The sequence below is a fragment of the Pseudomonas sp. PvP025 genome, assembly GCF_017832155.1.
Taxonomy (GTDB): Bacteria; Pseudomonadota; Gammaproteobacteria; order Pseudomonadales; family Pseudomonadaceae; genus Aquipseudomonas.
In genome coordinates this window covers 4,658,053-4,678,164 of record NZ_JAFIBJ010000001.1, presented here as the reverse complement: position 1 = coordinate 4,678,164, position 20,112 = coordinate 4,658,053, and the positions used below count along the sequence as shown (strand labels likewise).

Annotated in this window: 15 protein-coding genes and 2 pseudogenes; 16 read left to right on the top strand and 1 reads right to left on the bottom strand. The window is 63.2% G+C overall.

Annotated features, from left to right (window positions below; all coding sequences use genetic code 11):
* Positions 1-4 precede the first annotated feature (4 nt).
* The 12 genes and pseudogenes from cbiE to JOE32_RS20205 all read left to right on the top strand — a co-directional run bounded on the left by cbiE (position 5) and on the right by JOE32_RS20205 (position 10,355).
* The gene (gene cbiE / locus JOE32_RS20255; protein ID WP_209988073.1) at positions 5-1,210 is read left to right on the top strand and encodes a precorrin-6y C5,15-methyltransferase (decarboxylating) subunit CbiE; all 1,206 of its coding nucleotides are present in this window, start codon (positions 5-7) and stop codon (positions 1,208-1,210) included.
* Positions 1,207-1,926, top strand: coding sequence for a cobalt-precorrin-6A reductase (locus JOE32_RS20250; protein ID WP_209988068.1), 720 nt, complete (start codon positions 1,207-1,209; stop codon positions 1,924-1,926). The genes cbiE and JOE32_RS20250 overlap by 4 nt, the downstream gene beginning before the upstream one ends.
* A pseudogene (locus JOE32_RS25060) lies at positions 1,927-2,078 on the top strand (type II toxin-antitoxin system RelE/ParE family toxin); the annotation flags it as partial.
* Between the two features lie 3 nt (positions 2,079-2,081).
* Positions 2,082-2,369: pseudogene (locus JOE32_RS20245) on the top strand (addiction module antidote protein).
* A 98-nt stretch (positions 2,370-2,467) separates the two neighbouring features.
* Positions 2,468-2,863 (top strand): DUF2946 domain-containing protein, encoded by a 396-nt coding sequence (locus tag JOE32_RS20240; RefSeq protein ID WP_209988065.1) that lies wholly within the window; start codon positions 2,468-2,470, stop codon positions 2,861-2,863.
* Between the two features lie 47 nt (positions 2,864-2,910).
* A complete protein-coding gene (locus JOE32_RS20235; protein ID WP_209988063.1) occupies positions 2,911-3,384 on the top strand; it encodes a copper chaperone PCu(A)C in 474 nt (157 codons plus the stop codon).
* A gap of 11 nt (positions 3,385-3,395) precedes the next feature.
* Entirely contained in the window at positions 3,396-3,785 is a 390-nt protein-coding gene (locus JOE32_RS20230; RefSeq protein WP_209988060.1) for a DUF2946 domain-containing protein, read from the top strand.
* Between the two features lie 131 nt (positions 3,786-3,916).
* Positions 3,917-5,299 (top strand): PepSY domain-containing protein, encoded by a 1,383-nt coding sequence (locus JOE32_RS20225; protein ID WP_209988058.1) that lies wholly within the window; start codon positions 3,917-3,919, stop codon positions 5,297-5,299.
* A gap of 148 nt (positions 5,300-5,447) precedes the next feature.
* Positions 5,448-7,556 (top strand): TonB-dependent receptor, encoded by a 2,109-nt coding sequence (locus tag JOE32_RS20220; protein ID WP_209988056.1) that lies wholly within the window; start codon positions 5,448-5,450, stop codon positions 7,554-7,556.
* Positions 7,557-7,615: 59 nt separating this feature from the next.
* On the top strand, positions 7,616-8,404 hold the full coding sequence (locus JOE32_RS20215; RefSeq protein ID WP_209988053.1) for an ABC transporter ATP-binding protein: 789 nt from the start codon (positions 7,616-7,618) through the stop codon (positions 8,402-8,404).
* Complete coding sequence (locus JOE32_RS20210; RefSeq protein ID WP_209988051.1) at positions 8,401-9,348, top strand: ABC transporter substrate-binding protein; 948 nt, start codon at positions 8,401-8,403, stop codon at positions 9,346-9,348. The genes JOE32_RS20215 and JOE32_RS20210 overlap by 4 nt, the downstream gene beginning before the upstream one ends.
* Positions 9,345-10,355 (top strand): iron ABC transporter permease, encoded by a 1,011-nt coding sequence (locus JOE32_RS20205; protein WP_209988049.1) that lies wholly within the window; start codon positions 9,345-9,347, stop codon positions 10,353-10,355. The genes JOE32_RS20210 and JOE32_RS20205 overlap by 4 nt, the downstream gene beginning before the upstream one ends.
* Before the next feature lie 4 nt (positions 10,356-10,359).
* Here JOE32_RS20205 and JOE32_RS20200 read toward each other — a convergent pair whose 3' ends face one another.
* Positions 10,360-14,931, bottom strand: coding sequence for a DUF4329 domain-containing protein (locus JOE32_RS20200; RefSeq protein ID WP_209988047.1), 4,572 nt, complete (start codon positions 14,929-14,931; stop codon positions 10,360-10,362).
* Between the two features lie 325 nt (positions 14,932-15,256).
* Between JOE32_RS20200 and urtA the strand changes: the two genes are divergently transcribed.
* The 4 genes from urtA (at position 15,257) to urtD (ending at position 20,061) form a co-directional block, all read left to right on the top strand.
* Entirely contained in the window at positions 15,257-16,522 is a 1,266-nt protein-coding gene (gene urtA / locus JOE32_RS20195) for an urea ABC transporter substrate-binding protein (protein ID WP_209988044.1), read from the top strand.
* Between the two features lie 139 nt (positions 16,523-16,661).
* Positions 16,662-18,164, top strand: coding sequence for an urea ABC transporter permease subunit UrtB (urtB, locus tag JOE32_RS20190; protein WP_209988042.1), 1,503 nt, complete (start codon positions 16,662-16,664; stop codon positions 18,162-18,164).
* Positions 18,164-19,231, top strand: coding sequence for an urea ABC transporter permease subunit UrtC (gene urtC, locus JOE32_RS20185; RefSeq protein ID WP_209988039.1), 1,068 nt, complete (start codon positions 18,164-18,166; stop codon positions 19,229-19,231). The genes urtB and urtC overlap by 1 nt, the downstream gene beginning before the upstream one ends.
* On the top strand, positions 19,228-20,061 hold the full coding sequence (gene urtD, locus JOE32_RS20180) for an urea ABC transporter ATP-binding protein UrtD (RefSeq protein WP_209988037.1): 834 nt from the start codon (positions 19,228-19,230) through the stop codon (positions 20,059-20,061). The genes urtC and urtD overlap by 4 nt, the downstream gene beginning before the upstream one ends.
* Positions 20,062-20,112: the final 51 nt, after the last annotated feature.

The window sequence follows — 20,112 nt, the reverse complement described above, 5'->3', positions numbered from 1 at the left end:
GGATATGTCGCCCTGGCTGACGGTTGTAGGCATCGGTGAAGACGGCTTCAAGGGGCTGGGCAAAAACGCCCGGCACGCCCTGTTGCGCGCTACGCGGATTATAGGTGGTCAGCGCCAGTTGGACCTGCTGCCGGTGTGTATTCGCGGCGAGCGGCACGTGTGGCCGAGCCCGTTTTCTTTGGCGCCGGTGCTGGCACGGCGCGGTGAGCCGGTGTGCGTGCTGGCCAGCGGCGACCCGATGTTCTACGGCGTGGGCGCCAGCCTGGCGCGGCAGGTGCCGGCTGACGAACTGCTGGTGTTGCCGGCGCCGTCGTCCGTCTCGCTGGCGGCGGCGCGGCTGGGTTGGCCGTTGCAGGACGTGGTGACGTTATCCGTGGTCGCCCGGCCGCTGGCGGCGCTCAACGCGCATCTGGCCAGCGGCGTGCGTTTGCTGGTGTTAAGCAACGACGGCAGCAGCCCTGGGTTGATCGCCGCGTTGCTGGCACAGGCCGGATTTGGATCGAGCCGACTGAGCGTGTTTGAACACCTGGGCGGCGCGGATGAGCAGCGCATCGATGGGCTCGCGCAGTCGTGGACGCTGGACCGGGTCGCCGATTTGAACTTGGTCGCCATCGACTGCCAGGCCTGCAGCGACACGCCGGGGCTGTCACGCCTTGCCGGCCTGCCGGATTCGGCGTTCCGGCACGACGGTCAACTGACCAAGCGTGACGTGCGCGCCATGACCCTCGCGCGCCTCGCGCCGCTGCCCGGCGAACTGCTGTGGGACGTGGGCGCGGGCAGTGGCTCCATCGGCATCGAATGGATGCGCACGCACCCGAGCTGCCGCGCGTTGGCGATTGAAGCAGATACTGGTCGCCAGGGCCTGATCGAACACAACCGTGATGCCCTTGGCGTGCCGGGCCTGCAACTGATTCGCGGCAAGGCACCCGAGGTTCTGGCGGGGCTTGCGGCGCCGGACGCGATCTTCATCGGCGGCGGCGTCACCCGCGAGGGCGTGCTGGAAACCTGCTGGCAGCAATTGCGCCCAGGCGGGCGGCTGGTCGCCAACGCAGTAACTCTGCAAAGCGAAATGACCCTGATGAACTGGCGCGCCCGGTATGGCGGCGAACTCACGCGCATCCACGTGGCCCAGGCGCAGCCGTTGGGGGAATTCGATACGTGGCGCCAGGCGCTGCCGATCACCCTGCTGGACATGGTCAAGCCGTCATGAACAGGATTTTGCTGCTGGGCGGCGTGACCGAGGCGCTGGCCATCGCGCGGACGCTGGGGCCGCAGCATATCTACAGCCTGGCGGGTGTTGGGCGCGTGCCCACCGACCTGACCTGCCAGGTGCGCGTGGGCGGTTATGGCGGTGCGGACGGCCTGGCGCAGTTTGTGCGCGCCGAAGGCGTCAGCCTGATTCTCGACGCGACCCACCCGTATGCGGCGCAGATCAGCCACAACGCAGCCCAGGCGGCGCGCGCCTGCGGGGTGCCGTGCTGGGCACTGCGGCGTCCGGCCTGGCAGCCGCAGCCCGGGGACGACTGGCGCGAAGTCAGTGACTGGACGCAGTTGGTTGAAGCGTTGAAACCGTTCAAACGACCGTTGTTCACCCTGGGGCGCGAGCCGTTGCAGCACTTCGACGAAATCCCCGACCACCAGTTCTGGACCCTGCGCGCGCTGGCGGTGTACCCGGGCAATGAGCGCTGCGAAGTGATCGGCGCGCGCGGGCCGTTTCTGCTGGAGGATGAGCGTCAGTTGTTTGCGCGCCAGCGAATTGATGTGCTGATCAGCAAAAACAGTGGCAGCACGGCCACCGAGCCGAAGCTGGAAGTGGCACGGGAGTTGGGGGTGCCGGTGCTGGTGTTGAAGCGGCCAGTGTTGGCAGGAGTGGATCGAGAATTCACAGCGGTGGATGCGGTGCTGCAGGCAATCCACTCTCACTGAGAAATGCGCATCCACTACGGCCCTGGATATCGGGTGTACTTCAAGCGCATAGATGAAGTTACCTGCTGTTGATGGGTGGCGATAAATCAACGCAAAAACGCGATATACAACGCGCGAGACACATCGCAGCTGAATTTGAAAAACCGGAGTGACGCATGACCAGGTTCAAAGATTTCGATATAGCCGAGCACCTCAACACCCCCGAGGATATGGCCGAGTACCTTGAAGCCTCTTTCGAAGAGGATTCCGGTGATGGATTGCTTATTCGCTCAGCCCTTAACAACATCGCCCGCGCCCAAGGCATGACCCAGATAGCCCGCGATACAGGCCTGGGCCGCGAAAGTTTATAAAAAGCCCTCTCCAGCACTGGCAATCCCGAGTTCGCGACTATCATGAAAGTCATGAAGGCGCTGGGGCTCAAGCTTCACGCCACTGCCATCTGATTGCACTGCGCCACCCCACCACACCAGCCCTTTTTACTTATCCACCCCGTTCAGGCTAAATACCCGCCTGATCGCTTACCCTCACGGATTTGTCCGCCATGGCCCGTCAACGCTTTGCACTTGCCTGGATCGCCTGTCTTGCAGTGCTGTTCAATGCGTTTGCCATGCCGCTAGCCAATGCGATGCAGCCAGCGCACGATCCGGTCAAGCAGCTGTTCTGGGGCGGGTTCTGTTCGTCCACTGGCGCAAGCCTCAAGACCGTCGCCCTGGGCCAGTTGGAGATCCCGGCGCCGCAGCAGGACGATCACTCCACGATGCAGCATTGCTGGTGCTGCTCGGGCTCGACGCCATGGGTGGCGCTGCCGGGGCATGTGCCGCAGTTGTACGTCGCTCGTTTTGAAGCCTCCCAGGGCCTTTCACCGCCGTCGCCACACGCCCCAAACCCGCGCCGTCAATGGCCGAGCCTCAACCCGCGCGCCTCTCCCACGGTCTGATTTGCTTCGCTCGTGAACTGCGTTCAAAACCGTTCTGGAGAACTGTCATGCTCAAATCTTCCCTGCTGCTGGCCGCATTGCTGATGCCCGTGTTCAGCGCCGCCAATGCCGATGACTACAAGGCCGGCGAGCTGCTGGTCAGCGACCCCTGGTCCCAGGAGCTGCCACCGAATGCGCCCACCGTCGCAGCGTATTTCGTGATCCATAACGACGGCAAAACCCCGGACCGCCTGCTCGGTGTCGAAACCCCCGTGGCCGACAAGGCCGAGTTGCATGAGCATGTGATGCAGGGTGACCTGATGAAGATGCAGCAAGTGACCAGCGTCGCGGTGCCGGCCCACGGCGAGCTGACCTTCGCGCCCATGGCATATCACGTGATGCTGCTGGGCCTCAAGGACCGCAGTTTGTTGGCCGATGGTAAGCACTTCCCGCTGACCCTGACCTTCGAAAAGGCCGGCAGGGTCGAGGTGCAGGTGTCGGTACAAAAGGCACCGCCCCACGCGCATAACCACGCCCAATAGGTCGCTGATCGATGGGCGCCTCTCGCGCCGGGTTGTCTGCACGCCACCGCCTGACACGCGGCGGCTGGGTCAGCCTGTTCGCCATGCTGATGATCTTTATCGGTCCGCTGATTTCCCAGGCGATGCCGATGAATCATCACGTCGGCATGTCCATGGACATGCCGGCACACCACGGCAACTCCCATCACCCTCAAGCCCCCGACGATCATCACGCACTCTGGGCAAAATGCGGCTACTGCGACCTGCTGTTCAGTTGCCCTGCCCTGCCCGGCGGCGTGTCCTGGGTCGCCCTCGACATTCCGCCGCCGATAGCCGCCCTTACCCCCGCTCCGCGCCTGGGCCATGCCCGGCAAAGTACCTTCCCCGGCGCCCGTAGCCGCGCTCCGCCCGCTGCCGCGTAGGCCCTTCACACCCTGTGCTTGTAAAAAGCATCGGGAGCTAGCCCCCTTCGCACCTGTAAATGTGTGGGAGGGGGCTTGCTCCCGATGACGGCCCAATCGGCATCCAATATTCATGGCTTGCGGAGCCCCTGATGACCCCCCAAAAAGTATCCTTCTACAACCTCGCCTGGCGCTGGCACTTCTACGCCGGCCTCTTCGTGGCCCCGTTCATGGTGCTGCTGGCCCTCACCGGCATCATCTACCTGTTCAAACCCCAGCTCGACCCGCTGATGTACGCCGACCTGCTCAACGTAAAAAGCGCCGAACACGCCCTCAGCGCCGATGAACAGTTGCAACGCGCCAGGGCCGCCTACCCGCAGGCGACGATCAGCAAGTACCTGCCACCGACCGACGCCACCCGCAGCGCGCAATTCGTCATGCACAACAGCGGCCGCGAAATAACCGTGTTCGTCGACCCCTATCGCGGCAACGTGCTCGGCGAGCAGGACGCCAAATACAACCTCCAAGCCATCGCCCGTGCGCTGCACGGTGAATTGATGATCGGCACCACCGGCGACCGCCTGGTGGAGCTCGCCGCCGGCTGGGGGGTCATGCTGGTGGTGTCCGGCCTGTACCTGTGGTGGCCGCGTGGCAAGTCATCGGCTGGGGTCTTGTGGCCGCGCCTGAACGCCAGGGGCCGCCTGCTGTGGCGCGACTTGCACGCCGTCGCCGGCTTCTGGGGCGCGGCCTTCCTGCTGGTGATGCTGCTCAGCGGCATGACCTGGACCGGCTTCTGGGGCAAGCAATACGCCGCCCTGTGGAACACCTTCCCGGCGGCGATGTGGAACAACGTGCCGCAGTCCGACCAGCAGGCGCGCATCCTCAACAGCGCCAGCCAGCAGACGGTGCCGTGGGCGATGGAAAACACGCCGATGCCGATGTCCGGCGACCATGCCGAACACATGAACCACGGCGCCATGCATGCAGGCCCCGCCGCGCCCGGCGTGCGCCTGCAACAGGTGGTCGACCTGGCCACTGCGCGCAAGGTCGAACCCGGCTACAGCATCACCTTCCCCACCACCGCCACGGGCGTGTTCACGGTCTCGGTGTTCGCCGACGACCCGCGCAATGACGCCACCCTGCACGTGGACCAGTACACCGGCAAGGTCCTCGCCGACGTGCGCTGGCAGCATTACAACCTGGCGGCACGCGCCACCGAGACCGGTGTGATGCTGCACGAGGGCAAGATGTTCGGCTGGGTCAACCAGCTGATCGTACTGCTGATCTGCCTGATGATTCTGCTCAGCGCGGTCAGTGGCGTGGTGATCTGGTGGAAGCGCAGGCCCGTGGGCGGGCTGGGCGTTCCGCCGCTGCGCCATGACCTGCCGAAATGGAAAACCGCGATGCTGATCATGCTCGGCCTGGCGATCATTTTCCCGTTGGTGGGCGCTTCGTTGATCGCCGTGTGGGCAGTCGATCGCCTGGTGCTGTCGCGTCTTTTTGCTCAAGGTGAATCCGCCTCAGGTTCTGCATGAAACCGGCGAGATGCCCACGCCACAAGGCTTGTGTAGGCTGCGCGGACGTTAGTCACGCAGCCGATAAGTGTTAACTTATAACACTTTGTGCGTTATCGTTGCTCGCCGCGCCCTGCGGCGAGCACACCCCAGGAAGACTGATCGACCGATGAACAAGTACCTAGCGTCCGGCCTGTGCCTGCTCGCCTTGCACAACAGCGCCCAGGCCCTGACCCTGCCCGCCAGCCCCGTCACCGCGCCCGCCGTGGATGACGAACGGGTCGACCTGAACACCCCGACCACCGCTGGCTCGCGCCTTAACCTCAGCGCCCTGCAAACCCCGGGCAGCGTCGAAAGCCAGACCGGCACGCAGATTCGCCAGCGTGGCGATGCCAGTGTGCAGGACGCCATCTCCCGTGCCACCGGCATCAGCCGCACCGGCTCGCCGGGCGACGGCGGCACCTCGTTGTCGGCGCGCGGTTTTACCGGCCAGGGTTCGGTGATGCAGCTGTACGACGGCAACCGCATGTACATGGGCATGGGCACCTCGACCTTCCCGGTGGACACCTGGTCGGTGGAGCGCGTCGACGTGCTGCGCGGCCCGGCTTCGGTGCTGTACGGCGAAGGCGCCACCGGCGCGGTGATCAACACGGTGCCGAAAAAACCGTTCGAAGGCGAAATCGAAAACCACGTGCGCCTCGGCTACGGCTCCTACGACCGCCAGCAGCAAGCCCTCGACAGCGGCGGCTCGCTGAGCGACACCTTGAGCTACCGCCTGAACCTCAATCGCCTGCGCAGCAACGGTTTCATCGACCGTGGCGATTCGGCCAGCGACTTCGTCAGCGGCGCCCTGCGCTGGCAAGCGGCGGACACCCTGAGCTTCACCCTCGCCAGCGACTACGGCGACCAGCAACCGCAAAACTACTTCGGCACCCCCTTGATCAACGGCCAGTTGCACAAGGGCCTGCGCGACAAGAACTACAACGTCAGCAACGACACCCAACACTACAACGACCAGTGGACGCGCCTGACCAGCGAGTGGCAGATCAACGACAGCGTCAGCGCCACCAACGAGTTGTTCTACCTGAAAAACCAGCGCCGCTGGCAGAACGCCGAGAACTACAACTTCACCAACGGCCAACTCACCCGCAGCGGCAACTTCGGCATCAAGCACAATCAGCAACAGGTGGGTGATCGCCAGACCGTCACCTTCAAGCACACGCTGTTCGGTCTCGACAGCCAGACCGTGACCGGCATTGAGTACAACCGCATCCGCTTTCGCCTGGCCAGCAACTCGCCGTTTGACGACACCTTTGCCAACGGCCAGCCCATCGACGTGAACCACCCGCAACCGGGGCCGTTTGCCAGCGCCGATCCGTTCGAACCGCTGTTCGCCACCACCACCAAAACCGTCGCAGGTTTTGCCGAAAACCGCCTGCAGCTCACCGACCAGCTCGCACTGGTTACCGGCATTCGCCGCGACTACGCCCATGTCGATCGCGATGATTTGCGCGATGGCAGCCAAACAAGCAGAACGCTGACCGGCAACAACTGGAAGGCCGGGCTGGTGTATGCGATCACGCCGGACACCTCGCTCTATGGCCAGTACGCCACCAGCACCGACGGCGTCGGCGGCCTGATCTCGCTGAGCCCGGGCCAGCAGCAGTTCGACCTGTCCACGGCCAGACAAAGCGAAATCGGCATCAAGCAGGCGTTCTGGAGCGGACGCGGCGACTGGACCCTGGCGGCCTACCACATTGTGAAAAAGAAGCTGCTGACCGACGTTCCGGGCAACCCGAACCTCAAGCAGCAAGTCGGCCAGCAATCCTCCAGTGGCCTGGAAGCCAGCCTCGACCTGCAACTGCCCAATGCCTGGCAGCTGCAAGCCAACGCCGCCCTCGTGCGTGCGCAGTACGACGACTTCCAGCAGGACGTCGGCGGTGTGCAGGTATCGCGCGACGGCAACCGCCCAGTGGACGTGCCGCGCCGTACCGCCAACCTGTGGCTGAGCAAGGCCGTGAGCGATAGCATCCGCGCCGGTGCCGGCGTGCGGTATGTCGACGCGCGCTATGCCGACATGGCCAATCAGAACGAGCTGCCGAGCTACACCGTGGTGGACGCCAGCGTGTCATGGAAGGCCCTGCGCAACACCACCCTGGGCCTGCAACTGAACAACCTGTTTGACCGCACCTACGCCGTCAGCCAGTACAACGACGGCCAACAGTGGATCCTAGGCGAGCCGCGCTCGCTGTTCGTCACGGCGGACTACACCTTCTGACCGGCATTACACACAGCCCCCTCCCACCTTTAGCCCCTGCACTGCACCTGAGAAAATTGATGACCGCACTGAGCCTCACCCACCTCACCTGGACCCCACGGGACCACGGCAGCTGTCATCACCAGTTCCACCTGTGTGACGCCAGCCTGCACGTCGCCGCCGGTGAATTCGTGGGGCTGATAGGCCCCAATGGCAGCGGCAAGACCAGCCTGCTGCGCTGCGCTTACCGCTTCTGCAAACCGGACCAGGGCGACGTACTGCTGCAACATCAGAACGTGTGGAAGCAAAGCGCCAAATGGTGCGCGCAACGCATCGCCGTGGTGCTGCAGGAGTTCCCCGATGCCTTCGGCCTGCGCGTGGATGAAGTGGTCGCCATGGGCCGTACGCCCCACAAGGGCCTGTTCGATGGCGACACCGTGCACGACCGGCAGTTGGTGTGCAACATGCTCGAATCAGTTGGCATGCAAGGCTTCGAAGACCACGCTTTCGCCACCCTCTCAGGCGGCGAAAAGCAGCGTGTGATCCTCGCCCGCGCCCTGGCCCAGGAGCCGCACCTGCTGATCCTCGACGAGCCGACCAACCACCTCGACCCGCGTTACCAACTGGAGCTGCTGCGCCTGGTCAAGCGCCTGCACATCGGCACACTGGCCAGCATCCACGACCTCAACCTGGCCGCCGCGTTCTGTGATCGCCTGTATGTGATCGACCACGGCCGCATCATCGCCAGCGGCACGCCCCATGAAGTCCTCACTGCCGAACTGCTGCACGACGTGTTTGGCGTGCAGGCACTGATCGACACTCACCCCTTGTCCGGCTACCCCCGAATCACCTGGATAACTCAACCATGATGCTGCGCTCACTGCTGTCTCTCGCCCTGCTGTTCGGCACCGCCCAGGCGTTCGCCGAGGCCACCCATTACCCGGTGACCATCAAGAGCTGCAACCGCAACGTGACCTTCCAGGAAGCGCCGCAACACGCGGTCAGCCATGACATCAACATGACCCAGATGATGCTCGCCCTGGGCCTCAAGTCGCGCATGGCCGGCTACAGCGGCGTCACTGGCTGGAAGTCGGTCACCCCTGAAATGGCCGCGATCCTCGACGGCCTGCCGGAACTGGCGAGCAAGTACCCATCGGTGGAAACCCTGCTCAACGCCAACGTGGATTTCTTCTTCGCCGGCTGGGACTACGGCATGCGCGTGGGCGGCGACCTCACGCCCGCCACCCTGCAACCCCTGGGCATCAACGTGTATGAGCTGACCGAGTCCTGCGCGTTCGTGATGAAGCGCAAGGCCGCGAGCCTGGACGACACTTACAACGACCTGCGCAACCTGGGCAAGATCTTCGACGTGCAGGACCGCGCCAACGCGCTGATCGCGCAGATGCAGGCGCAAGTCGCCGAGGTGCAAAAAGACCTGCCGGCCGACAAGCCCCGCGTGTTCCTCTACGACAGTGGCGAAGACCGCGCCATGACCTCCGGGCGCCTGGGCATGCCGCAGGCGCTGATCGCTGCCGCTGGCGGGCGCAATATCCTCGACGACATTGACGCCAGCTGGACCCGGGTTAACTGGGAAACCGTGGTGGAGCGCAACCCGCAGGTGATCGTGATCGTCGACTACAGCGAAATCACTGCCGACCAAAAGGAACAATTCCTGCTCAACAACCCCGCGCTGCAAGGGGTGGACGCGATCAAAAACCAGCGCTTTATCGTGATCCCTTATGTGCAGGCCACGCCGGGCATCGACAACGTGCAGGCGGTGGAAACCCTGGCCAAGGGGTTCCACGGCGAATGATCAGTCGTCGCTACGCCCTGTTGCTCGCCGCCCTCGGTGCGCTGTTGCTGGTGTCCTGCGTGATCTCCCTGGGTTTTGGCCCGGCGCGGGTGCCGGTGGACGTGGTGTGGCGCATCCTGCTGCACAAGGCCTTTGGATTCGGCGAGGTGAACTGGCCGGCCGGGCAGGCGCATATTGTCTGGCTGATCCGCGTGCCGCGCATGCTGCTGGGGGCGCTGGTCGGTGCCGGCCTGGCGCTGATCGGCGCGGTGTTGCAGGCGGTCACGCGCAACCCGCTGGCCGACCCGCATCTGCTCGGCGTCACATCCGGCGCCACCCTCGGCGCGGTGATCGTGGTGCTGCATGTGGGTGAAATCATCGGTTTGCTGACCCTGCCCATCGCCGCATTCATCGGCGCGCTGGCGAGCATGCTGGTGGTGCTGGCGGTAGCCAGTCGCAATGGCCGGCTGGAGAGTGATCGCCTGTTGCTGTGCGGCGTGGCGGTGTCGTTCGTGATGATGGCCGCCGCCAACCTGCTGCTGTTCATAGGCGACCATCGCGCGGCGTCGGCGGTGATGTTCTGGATGCTCGGCGGCCTCGGTTTGGCGCGCTGGGAATTACTGGCGATCCCCGCCGTCACGGTACTGCTGGGCTTGCTGATTCTGCTGGGTATGGCCCGACCGCTCAACGCACTGATGGCCGGCGAACAGACCGCCGTGACCCTGGGCCTCAACGCGCGCACGGTGCGCCTGAAGGTGTTTCTGGTGGCCTCGCTGATGACTGGCGTGCTGGTGGCCATCAGCGGCTCCATCGGCTTCGTCGGGCTGATGGTGCCGCATATCGCGCGGCGTCTGGTCGGCGCCGAGCATCGTCGTCTGCTGCCGGTGTGCGCGCTGCTGGGCAGCTTGTTCCTGGTGTGGGTCGACGTGGCCGCTCGCACCCTGATCGCCCCCGAAGACCTGCCTATTGGCGTGGCCACGGCGGCGATTGGCGGGTTGTTTTTCATCGGGTTGATGCGCAAGCGCTAACGGCTCACAGTTCGTCCTTGTCCGGGACGAAACTGCCATTCACATCCTTGAAATCCGCCTCCACCTTGCCCTGCAGCCTCCAGAAGCGTCCCGGGTGAATCACTTGCAACTCGCCAATGCCTGCCAGCTCAATGACAACCCTGGAAGGGGCTGGTGCATCGGCTGAGTAGCCCTCGTCTTTCGACCACTTGGCGGCAGTGTCGAATAGCGTGGCCTCTTCATTGCTGAACCGCGGCATGTAGCTCAACAACGCACCATCGCGCACCGATAGATAGACTCGGTTTACAGGCAGCCCCTTGCGTTTCAACTCATGAAGGTAGAACCCCAGCTCACGCCAGGAGACGAAGTACTGTCTGTACTCACTTTCACCGACCGCTTCAGGCTGGTCGAGCCCCGCATGAAACACCAGGTGAGCAGCATTCAACTGGTAACCCTGAGGCAACTGCGGCAGCGGGAACGCAAGGGAGGGGCTCGGTCCGCCCGCAAAGCGCGCCTGAGGAAACAATCGCTCGGCCACTGCCGAGGGAAAACCGTCGTCGGGCTGCGCAAGCACTGGCAGGTAGCAAAGACCGTCCTGGCTCGCCAGTTGAGCACCCAGATACTGTTCGCCGCTGAATGTCCCCGCCCGTCCATGGATATAGTGCGCGGCATCTTCGGCATGGGAATGAATCGGTCCCAGCACCAAACGGCTGTCGCGCGGGTCTGCAACGGCTCGTGTATGGCCCAGTTGCCAATCGTCGCCGACCACGCCCAGCCCTGGCCAATTTGCGCTGGAGCGGAGCACCCGCAGCTCCCCGGCCGACGCCATGCGGCGAATATAATCACGCGGACTCAACAACCCCAGCCTTAAAAAGAGCAGGTCATTGGGCTTGATAAACTGCCTGTCCTGTATCACGAACTTGAGCAACGCACCGTCCGCACAGGAGATATAGAGCGGCAGGGCCGCGCGCGACGCGGTGGCATGCAGAAGCGCAAGCGCACTTTTCAAATCAGCAGGCGAGAACAGCCCCAGGTACCGGCTGGCCCCCGCCACCGACGACCTCGCCGGATGAAAGTCAGCGTGCTGCGGCACGCAAAAATACAGCCCGGCCATTTCATAGCGGTAGGGGTAACCGACGTCGCTGAACACCCGGCGATGAGCAAACCTGGCGCCCCTGTCGGCCACTGGCAACGTCGCGGTGAAGTTGCCGTTTTTCATGGACTTGAGCAGGTAACCGAAACTCAGTTCGGCACGCGTCGTCACTTGTTGGTGTACACACAGTGCGGCGTCGTCCGGTTGGGCGCAGATCGCGCTACAGGACGGATCAGTTTGAGCCATGGGGTAGCCCCGATCGGTACTGGCGGCCGAAGCGAACGGGAGCCACCAGTTCGATACCTGGCCCGGCTCACCCCACATCCGGCTGCCCACCACCACCTGCAATGGGTAGGTCCCGGCGACTAGTTTCACATACTCCAAAGGCGTCAACTCGCCGGAGCGAAGCTTGCGCTCAAGCTCTCCATGCAGCCAATCGTGGCGGCCTTGCGGGTGCAATACCACATTTTGACGGCTGATCAGCCTGGAGCGAGGTGTTATCAGCAGGCTGATCAATGATCCGTCCGCCCCCAATGAATAGTGATGCATGTGATCGTCTACGGCGGCCATGGCCTGGGCCAGGACCCGCGTGGAAAACATGGCGCTGTAGATCACTGCCTGCTCGGCTGTCAGCAGGAACGGCATGTGCCTCGCAGGTTTTGAGTGATACAGCGCAACCACCGAGGTGAGAACAGGATGAAGCCCCAGGTCGGCCAACCTGTCAGGAAAAATCTGCTTGATATCGAACACTTCATTGAGCACCACAACCGGCTCGGTGGCCAGGAACCAGCCATCGTCGCGTCGCAGGATCGCACCGCCGTAGCAAACGCGCGCTGTCACCGGCACACGCCGACGCACATACCGCGCAGCATCGTCCATCGACAGGAAAGCGGGGCTCAAGCGGCGACGCTGAATATGCGCGTAGGGCTGCCACTGCCCCGTTACCTTGCCCAGGCGGTCCCAGCAATGACTGTAGCGGATGACCTGCAGGTCACCCGAATTGGCCACCTTGTGGACAAACTCCGGTGCAGAGAGGGTACCGCTATCCAGCTTGGCCTGGACCGTCTCAAACGTATCGCCTTCGCTTTGCGCTTCAAACAAGGCGCTGGTAGAGGGTGAGCGATAGCGTAGCAATACACCTTCGGGCGGTGCGATATACAACGAAGGCTCCCTGGTCGACGGCGACTGGGCGTTACGTAACTGGGTAATCGCAATACTCAAATCCTGCGGCGCGATAAAAAAACGTTCCAGCCATTTCGTCTTGCCTTCATTCGACCATTGCTGGGAGTAGTACACACCACAGCAACCAAAACCTTCAGGCACCGGGTTTGCGGATACGTCCGCGAGGGACAGCAGCGGTGTCTTGCGCGTGGTCGCCACGAGCTCGCTGGCGAGGTACTCCTGTTTTTCTTCGTGCTTGAAAATAAAGGCGAAGTACTGATCGGCATAGCGCTGCTGCTCCCGCTCAGGCCGACGATGGTAGACATCCAGCGCGGCCGCATCCGCCGTTTCGAATAGCCCACCGTAACTCAGCTCGACCGGGCGCTGAAACTCCAGCACGCGAACAAAAGGCCCCCAGTCCACTGCCACTTTCTCGGCCGGCCCCCACAGCGCCGTGCCGGTCATGACCCGCAAGGTGCCCCCCTCGGCAAGGGAGCGGACCACGTCGGCTGGCTTGATCTTGCCGTCTTCGAGTTGCCTGGCGATGGGGCTCATCCCGCCGGCTGCATCGGCTTGCCACTGCTGCCGCCAATTGCCTGGGGCGGGACCTGGCTGGAAGCTGATCAAGCTGTCATGTGTCCCTGACAAATACCCCGGCAACCCGGACTGAACAATCGCCTCGACCTCCTGATCGGTGAACATTTGCCCATACAGTTCGGCTTCCTGGTGCGTCCACTTGAGCCGGGCGCTATTGGCCGTCTCCATCATCGACAGTCCTGGACAGGCGCCGTAGCGCCCTTTCAAGCGATGGCCTGCATGCAGAATAATCATTTTCCCCAACCGGCCCTTTGGGTACCAGCCGTCATGCAGCAATCCCCGCACAGGCGTCTCAACAGGTTCTGTGACCACAAAGCGACCGTCACTGCGTTGCAAAACGAGCCCGCCGGACATCTTGTCCCGACGCCCGCCGATACTGGCGTGAGCGTAGCGAACCGCATCGTCGGCCGTCAGAAAACGGCGACTGAGCCCCGGCAACGGAAAATCGGCGTAGGGTTCCCACGTCTCCTCGACCACACCGAGGCGGTCCCACAGCGCACTGGTCTTCTGCACCGACAATTCACCTGCCTGCGCCACCTGGCGCACGAACGCTCGAGTCAACAAGGTGCCGGCCTTGAGTTTGGCCTGGTGCCCGTTGTCATTGACTGTGCCGTCGCTGCCCGTGTCGAACAGCTTCGACTCGGCGGCCGAACCAGAGAAGCGGTAGTACAGGATCGCCTCATCACGTAGCCGGATGAACAGCGAAGCACCGAGGTTTGATTGCACGCTGCGGGCAAAATGTCGGTAGTGGGCGATGTGCCGGGCCAGCTGCATCGGGCTGATGAAGTTTTTGTACAGCCAGTCTTCCAGTTCAGGGTAATTGGCCGGCAACGGTCGCGCCTGCACGTAGAAGCCGCGTACGTAGCAGCCGGCAGGGAGCGGCGGCAGTGGATCGAACAGCGGCTCGACCGCGACGGGTTCGCTGGCGATGTAACGCTCCGAGAGCGTCTGCTGCAGGATCACCACCTGTTGTTGCAACGCGGGCTGGCGCTGAATGCGCTGTTGAGCGTAGTTCAGCGCCAGGTCCTGCGAGGGAAACACCGGCCCGCAGGGCAAGGTCAGCGGTTCGCTGGCGAACGGTCTGAGCGGTTGCCAATCCTGCGGCACCTCGCCGACGGAGCCGCCCCATGACGGGCTGGATACCAGGAACGTCAATTTGCCCACACTGGCGAGCTTTTTGAACGCGCCTTCCAGGGTCCCATCGGGCGCGTCAGGTGAGGTCCAGGGACCCTGCGTCTTCAACCAATTCACATGGCCTTCGGCAGCCTTGACGTCGTGCACCTGATACTTGAGCAAGGCGCCGTCCGGGCCAGACAAATAGGCCAGCCTGAATCGCGCGCGCTCGGTGAAGTTGAAAATAATATCCGGCTCGGAATAGAAGCTGAGAAACGCCTTGACCTGCGGCATCGACCACGACGGGTTCAATTGACTGGTGGACTGAACGATGTCCGGGTGGGAATGCAGGCTGGCCACGATCCGGTAGCCGGTCGGCTCAATGAAGTCTGCGGTGGGTCCGGAGCGATCCAGCAGTTGGGTCCAGTCAAACGCGCTGGCGCGGCCAACAACAGGTTGCGAGGCGACAAACAGATCATCGGACAGCCGCTGCAGGATCACGCTGCCGTACTCGTGCTCGGCGGTGCGCGGGATGCGCTCGTGCACGTAGCGTGCAGCATCATCGGCGCTGAGAAAAGCGGGGGTCAGGGTGCCGAGAGTGGCGCGCTTTTCCCGGGAGAGGGGTGCATCCATGACATAAACCTCGAAACGCAATATGGATAAGCGTTTCATCCTCTCCCGTCGCCAACGCCGCGGGCGCTACATAGTTGCTCTCGCTGACACTGTGCGGTTCGTACCCCACGGTGTCCTGCTGCAAACCTGGCTTGAACATAGCTAACGCGCGTCATTTTGGCGCTTGGCAGCGCACCATCAATTGCGCCTGCCCGCTTGTGGTGCGCCATCGCGCCAGGCCCCCTGGCGAAACGACCGACAGGTGCTCTTTTCCGACTAGGCACACCCCTTGCAATGCCTCCTGCATCTGCCCTTACAACACCAACAGGTTCTCGGAGATCGCACCATGAAGCGTCGCAGCTTGATCAAGGCTTTCACTCTTTCCGCCTCCATCGTCGCCATGGGCCTGACCTGGACCGCACAGGCCGCAGAGACCATCAAGGTCGGCATCCTGCATTCGTTGTCCGGCACGATGGCGATCTCCGAAACGTCCCTTAAAGACATGGCGCTGATGACCATCGACGAGATCAACGCCAAGGGTGGTGTGAACGGCAAGATGCTTGAGCCGGTGGTCGTGGACCCGGCGTCGAACTGGCCGCTGTTCGCCGAGAAGGGCCGTCAGTTGCTGACCCAGGACAAGGTCGCCGTGGTGTTCGGTTGCTGGACCTCGGTGTCACGCAAATCGGTATTGCCGGTGTTCGAAGAGCTCAACGGCCTGCTGTTCTACCCGGTGCAATACGAAGGTGAAGAGATGTCGCCAAACGTGTTCTACACCGGTGCGGCACCCAACCAGCAGGCGATCCCGGCAGTGGAATACCTGATGAGCGAAGAAGGCGGCAGCGCCAAGCGCTTCTTCCTGCTGGGAACCGACTACGTCTACCCGCGCACCACCAACAAGATTCTGCGTTCGTTCCTGCACTCCAAAGGCGTGGCGGACAAGGATATCGAAGAGGTCTACACCCCCTTCGGCCACGCCGATTACCAGACCATCGTCGCCAACATCAAGAAATTCTCCGCCGGCGGCAAAACCGCCGTGATCTCCACCGTCAACGGCGACTCCAACGTGCCGTTCTACAAAGAGCTGGCCAACCAGGGCCTGAAAGCCACCGACGTGCCGGTGGTGGCTTTCTCGGTGGGCGAAGAGGAACTGCGCGGCATCGACACCAAGCCGCTGGTGGGCAACCTCGCCGCCTGGAACTACTTCCAGTCGGTGGAGAACCCGGTGAACAAGAAATTCGTCGCCGACTGGAAAGCCTACGCCAAGAAACACAACCTGCCGGGCGCCGACAAAGCGGTGACCAACGACCCGATGGAAGCCACCTACGTGGGCATCCACATGTGGGCGCAGGCAGCGGAAAAAGCCAAGTCCACCGACGTCGACAAAGTGCGTGAAGCCCTGGCCGGCCAGACCTTCGCCGCGCCGTCCGGCTTCACCCTGACCATGGACAAGACCAACCACCACCTGCACAAGCCAGTGATGATCGGCGAGATCCAGGCCGACGGGCAGTTCCAGGTGGTGTGGCAGACCGAAGAGCCGATCCGTGCCCAGCCGTGGAGCCCTTACATTCCGGGCAATGACAAGAAGCCGGACTATGCGGTGAAAAGTAACTAAAGCCGCACCACAGGTTAAAAATGTGGGAGGGGGCTTGCCCCCGATGGCGGTGCATCAGTGACAGAAGTTTCACCTGACACTCCGCTATCGGGGGCAAGCCCCCTCCCACACTGTCCACGCATGATCAGGACATTTGTTTATGCCCACTGCCCTCACACGCTATCTCCTGACGCTGCTGCTATTGCTGCCCTTCGCCGCACACGCCGGCGACGCCGAAGACTTCCTTGCCGCCAACCCGGCGCAGCAAGCCAAATTGCTGCAGGACTGGGCCGCCCAGCCTGACCCGGCGCGCATCGAGCTGGTGGACGCCCTGCAACAAGGCCAGCTCACACTCAACGGCGAAACCAAAACCGTACGCCTGAACAATCGCCTGCGCAGCCTGATCGATAACGTACAGGCCAGCCAGCAACTGCTTGCCGCCGATCCCAAAGTGCGCCTGGCGGCCGCCCGCACCCTGCAAAAAAGCGCCGTGCCTGCGCAACTCAAATTGCTCGACCAGCAGGTCGCCGCCGAGACCGACGAGGGCGTGCACACTGCCCTCAGCCTGGCCCTGGCCAACCTGCAACTGGTCGACAGCGACCCGCTGGTGCGCCTGGCCGCCGTGCGCCTGCTCGGCGGCACCGGCGATCCGCTGGCCCGCACTCGCCTTGAGGCGCTGCTGGCGCCCGGCGTGGAAACCGATGCCGCCGTGCACACCGCCGCCGAGACCAGCCTGGCCCAGGTCAAACGCAAGCTGATGTTTGGCGAGATCCTCGGCCAGGCGTTCAGCGGCATGTCCCTGGGCTCAATCCTGCTGCTGGCCGCGCTGGGCCTGGCGATCACCTTCGGCCTGCTCGGGGTGATCAACATGGCCCACGGCGAAATGCTGATGCTCGGCGCCTACTCCACCTATGTGGTGCAACTGCTGATGCAGCGCTACGTGCCCGCCGCCATCGAGTTTTACCCGCTGCTCGCACTGCCGGTGGCGTTCTTCGTGACTGCCTGCATCGGCATGGCGCTGGAACGCACGGTGATTCGTCACCTCTATGGCCGCCCACTGGAAACCCTGCTCGCCACCTGGGGCATCAGCCTGATGCTGATCCAACTGGTGCGCCTGGTGTTCGGCGCGCAGAACGTCGAAGTGGCCAACCCCGCGTGGCTGTCCGGTGGCATTCAAGTGCTACCCAACCTGGTGCTGCCGTACAACCGCATGGTGATCATCGCCTTCGCGCTGTTCGTGGTGGTGCTGACCTGGCTGCTGCTGAACAAGACGCGCCTGGGCCTCAACGTGCGCGCCGTCACCCAGAACCGCAACATGGCCGCCTGCTGCGGCGTACCCACCGGGCGCGTGGACATGCTCGCCTTTGGCCTCGGCTCCGGCATCGCAGGCCTGGGCGGCGTGGCGCTGAGCCAGATCGGCAACGTCGGCCCGGACCTGGGCCAGAGCTACATCATCGACTCGTTCCTGGTGGTGGTGTTGGGCGGCGTCGGCCAGTTGGCCGGTAGCGTCATGGCCGCGTTCGGGCTGGGCATCGCCAACAAGATTCTGGAGCCGCAGATCGGCGCGGTGCTCGGCAAGATCCTGATCCTCGCGCTGATCATTCTGTTTATCCAGAAACGTCCGCAGGGACTCTTCGCACTGAAAGGACGGGTGATCGACTGATGAACCAGCCATTGATGCTCACGGCCACGCAAAAGGCCGGCCCCAAGGTGACGATTGCGGTGGGCGTGGTGATCCTCGCGGTGCTGCTGGCCCTGCCGCTGCTGTCATTGTTGCCGCAGGAAAACGCTTTTCATGTTTCCGCCTACACCCTGACGCTGGTGGGCAAGATCCTTTGCTATGCGATTGTCGCCCTCGCCCTGGACCTGGTGTGGGGCTATGCAGGGATGCTGTCCCTCGGCCATGGCCTGTTCTTCGCCCTCGGCGGTTATGCCATGGGCATGTACCTGATGCGCCAGGCGTCCGGCGATGAGCTGCCGGCGTTCATGACCTTTTTGTCGTGGACGGAGTTGCCCTGGTACTGGGCCGGCACCGACCATTTCCTCTGGGCCCTGTGCCTGGTGGTGCTCGCTCCCGGATTGCTCGCTCTGGTGTTCGGCTTTTTCGCGTTTCGCTCGCGGATCAAGGGCGTGTATTTCTCGATCATGACCCAGGCGCTGACCTTCGCTGGAATGCTGCTGTTCTTTCGCAACGAGACCGGCTTTGGCGGCAATAACGGCTTCACCAATTTCCGCAGCATCCTCGGGTTCGGCATCACCGAGCCCGGCACCCGCGCGGCGCTGTTCATCGCCACCGTGCTGCTGCTGATCGCCAGCCTGTACATCGGCTGGCGCCTGGCGCAAAGCAAGTTCGGCCGAGTGCTCACCGCCCTGCGCGATGCCGAGAACCGCCTGATGTTCTGCGGCTACGACCCGCGCGGTTTCAAGCTGTTCGTGTGGGTGCTGAGCGCGGTGTTGTGCGGCCTGGCCGGGGCCTTGTATGTGCCGCAGGTGGGCATTATCAACCCCAGCGAAATGTCGCCGACCAACTCGATCGAAGCCGCCGTGTGGGTGGCACTGGGCGGACGCGGCACGTTGATCGGGCCGCTGCTCGGCGCCGGCGTGGTCAATGGCATGAAGAGCTGGTTCACCGTGGCCTTCCCGGAATACTGGCTGTTCTTTCTTGGCGCGCTGTTCATCATCGTCACCCTGTACCTGCCCAAGGGCGTGATCGGGCTGCTGAAAAAATGAGGAACGTCATGCTGGAACCTATCTTCGATGCGGGCAGCGGCCGCGATGCCATCGGCCTCGGCCAGGCCGCAGGCAAGGGCCTCAATACGCGCCACGGCACGATCCTGACCCTGGAAGACATCAGCGTCAGTTTCGATGGTTTCAAGGCGCTCAACGACCTGAACCTGTACATCGGTGTCGGCGAACTGCGCTGCATTATCGGCCCCAACGGCGCAGGCAAAACCACGCTGATGGACGTGATCACCGGCAAGACCCGCCCCAGCCACGGCAAGGCCTGGTTCGGCGAAACCCTGGACCTGACCAGCATGAGCGAAGTGCAGATTGCCCAGGCCGGCATCGGTCGCAAGTTCCAGAAGCCCACGGTGTTCGAAGCGCTCAGCGTGTTCGAAAACCTGGAGCTGGCGCAGAAGACCGACAAGTCGGTATGGGCCAGCCTGCGCGCGCGCCTGAGTGGCGAGCAGAAGGACCGCATTGAGGAAGTGCTCGAGACCATTCGCCTGACCGCCTCGGCGCAGCGCCCGGCCGGGTTGCTGTCCCACGGGCAAAAACAGTTTCTGGAAATCGGCATGCTGCTGATGCAGGACCCGCAACTGCTGCTGCTGGATGAACCAGTGGCAGGCATGACCGACGCCGAAACCGAGTTCACCGCCGAGCTGTTCAAGCGCCTGGCGGGCAAGCATTCGCTGATGGTGGTGGAGCACGACATGGGCTTTGTCGGTTCGATTGCCGATCACGTGACCGTGTTGCACCAGGGCAGCGTGCTGGCCGAAGGGTCGCTGGAACAGGTGCAGGAAAACGAGCGGGTGATCGAGGTTTACCTCGGTCGCTGAAAAGTGCGTGGTATGCACACCTGCTTGCCACAGAAGCCAGGCACCCGCACG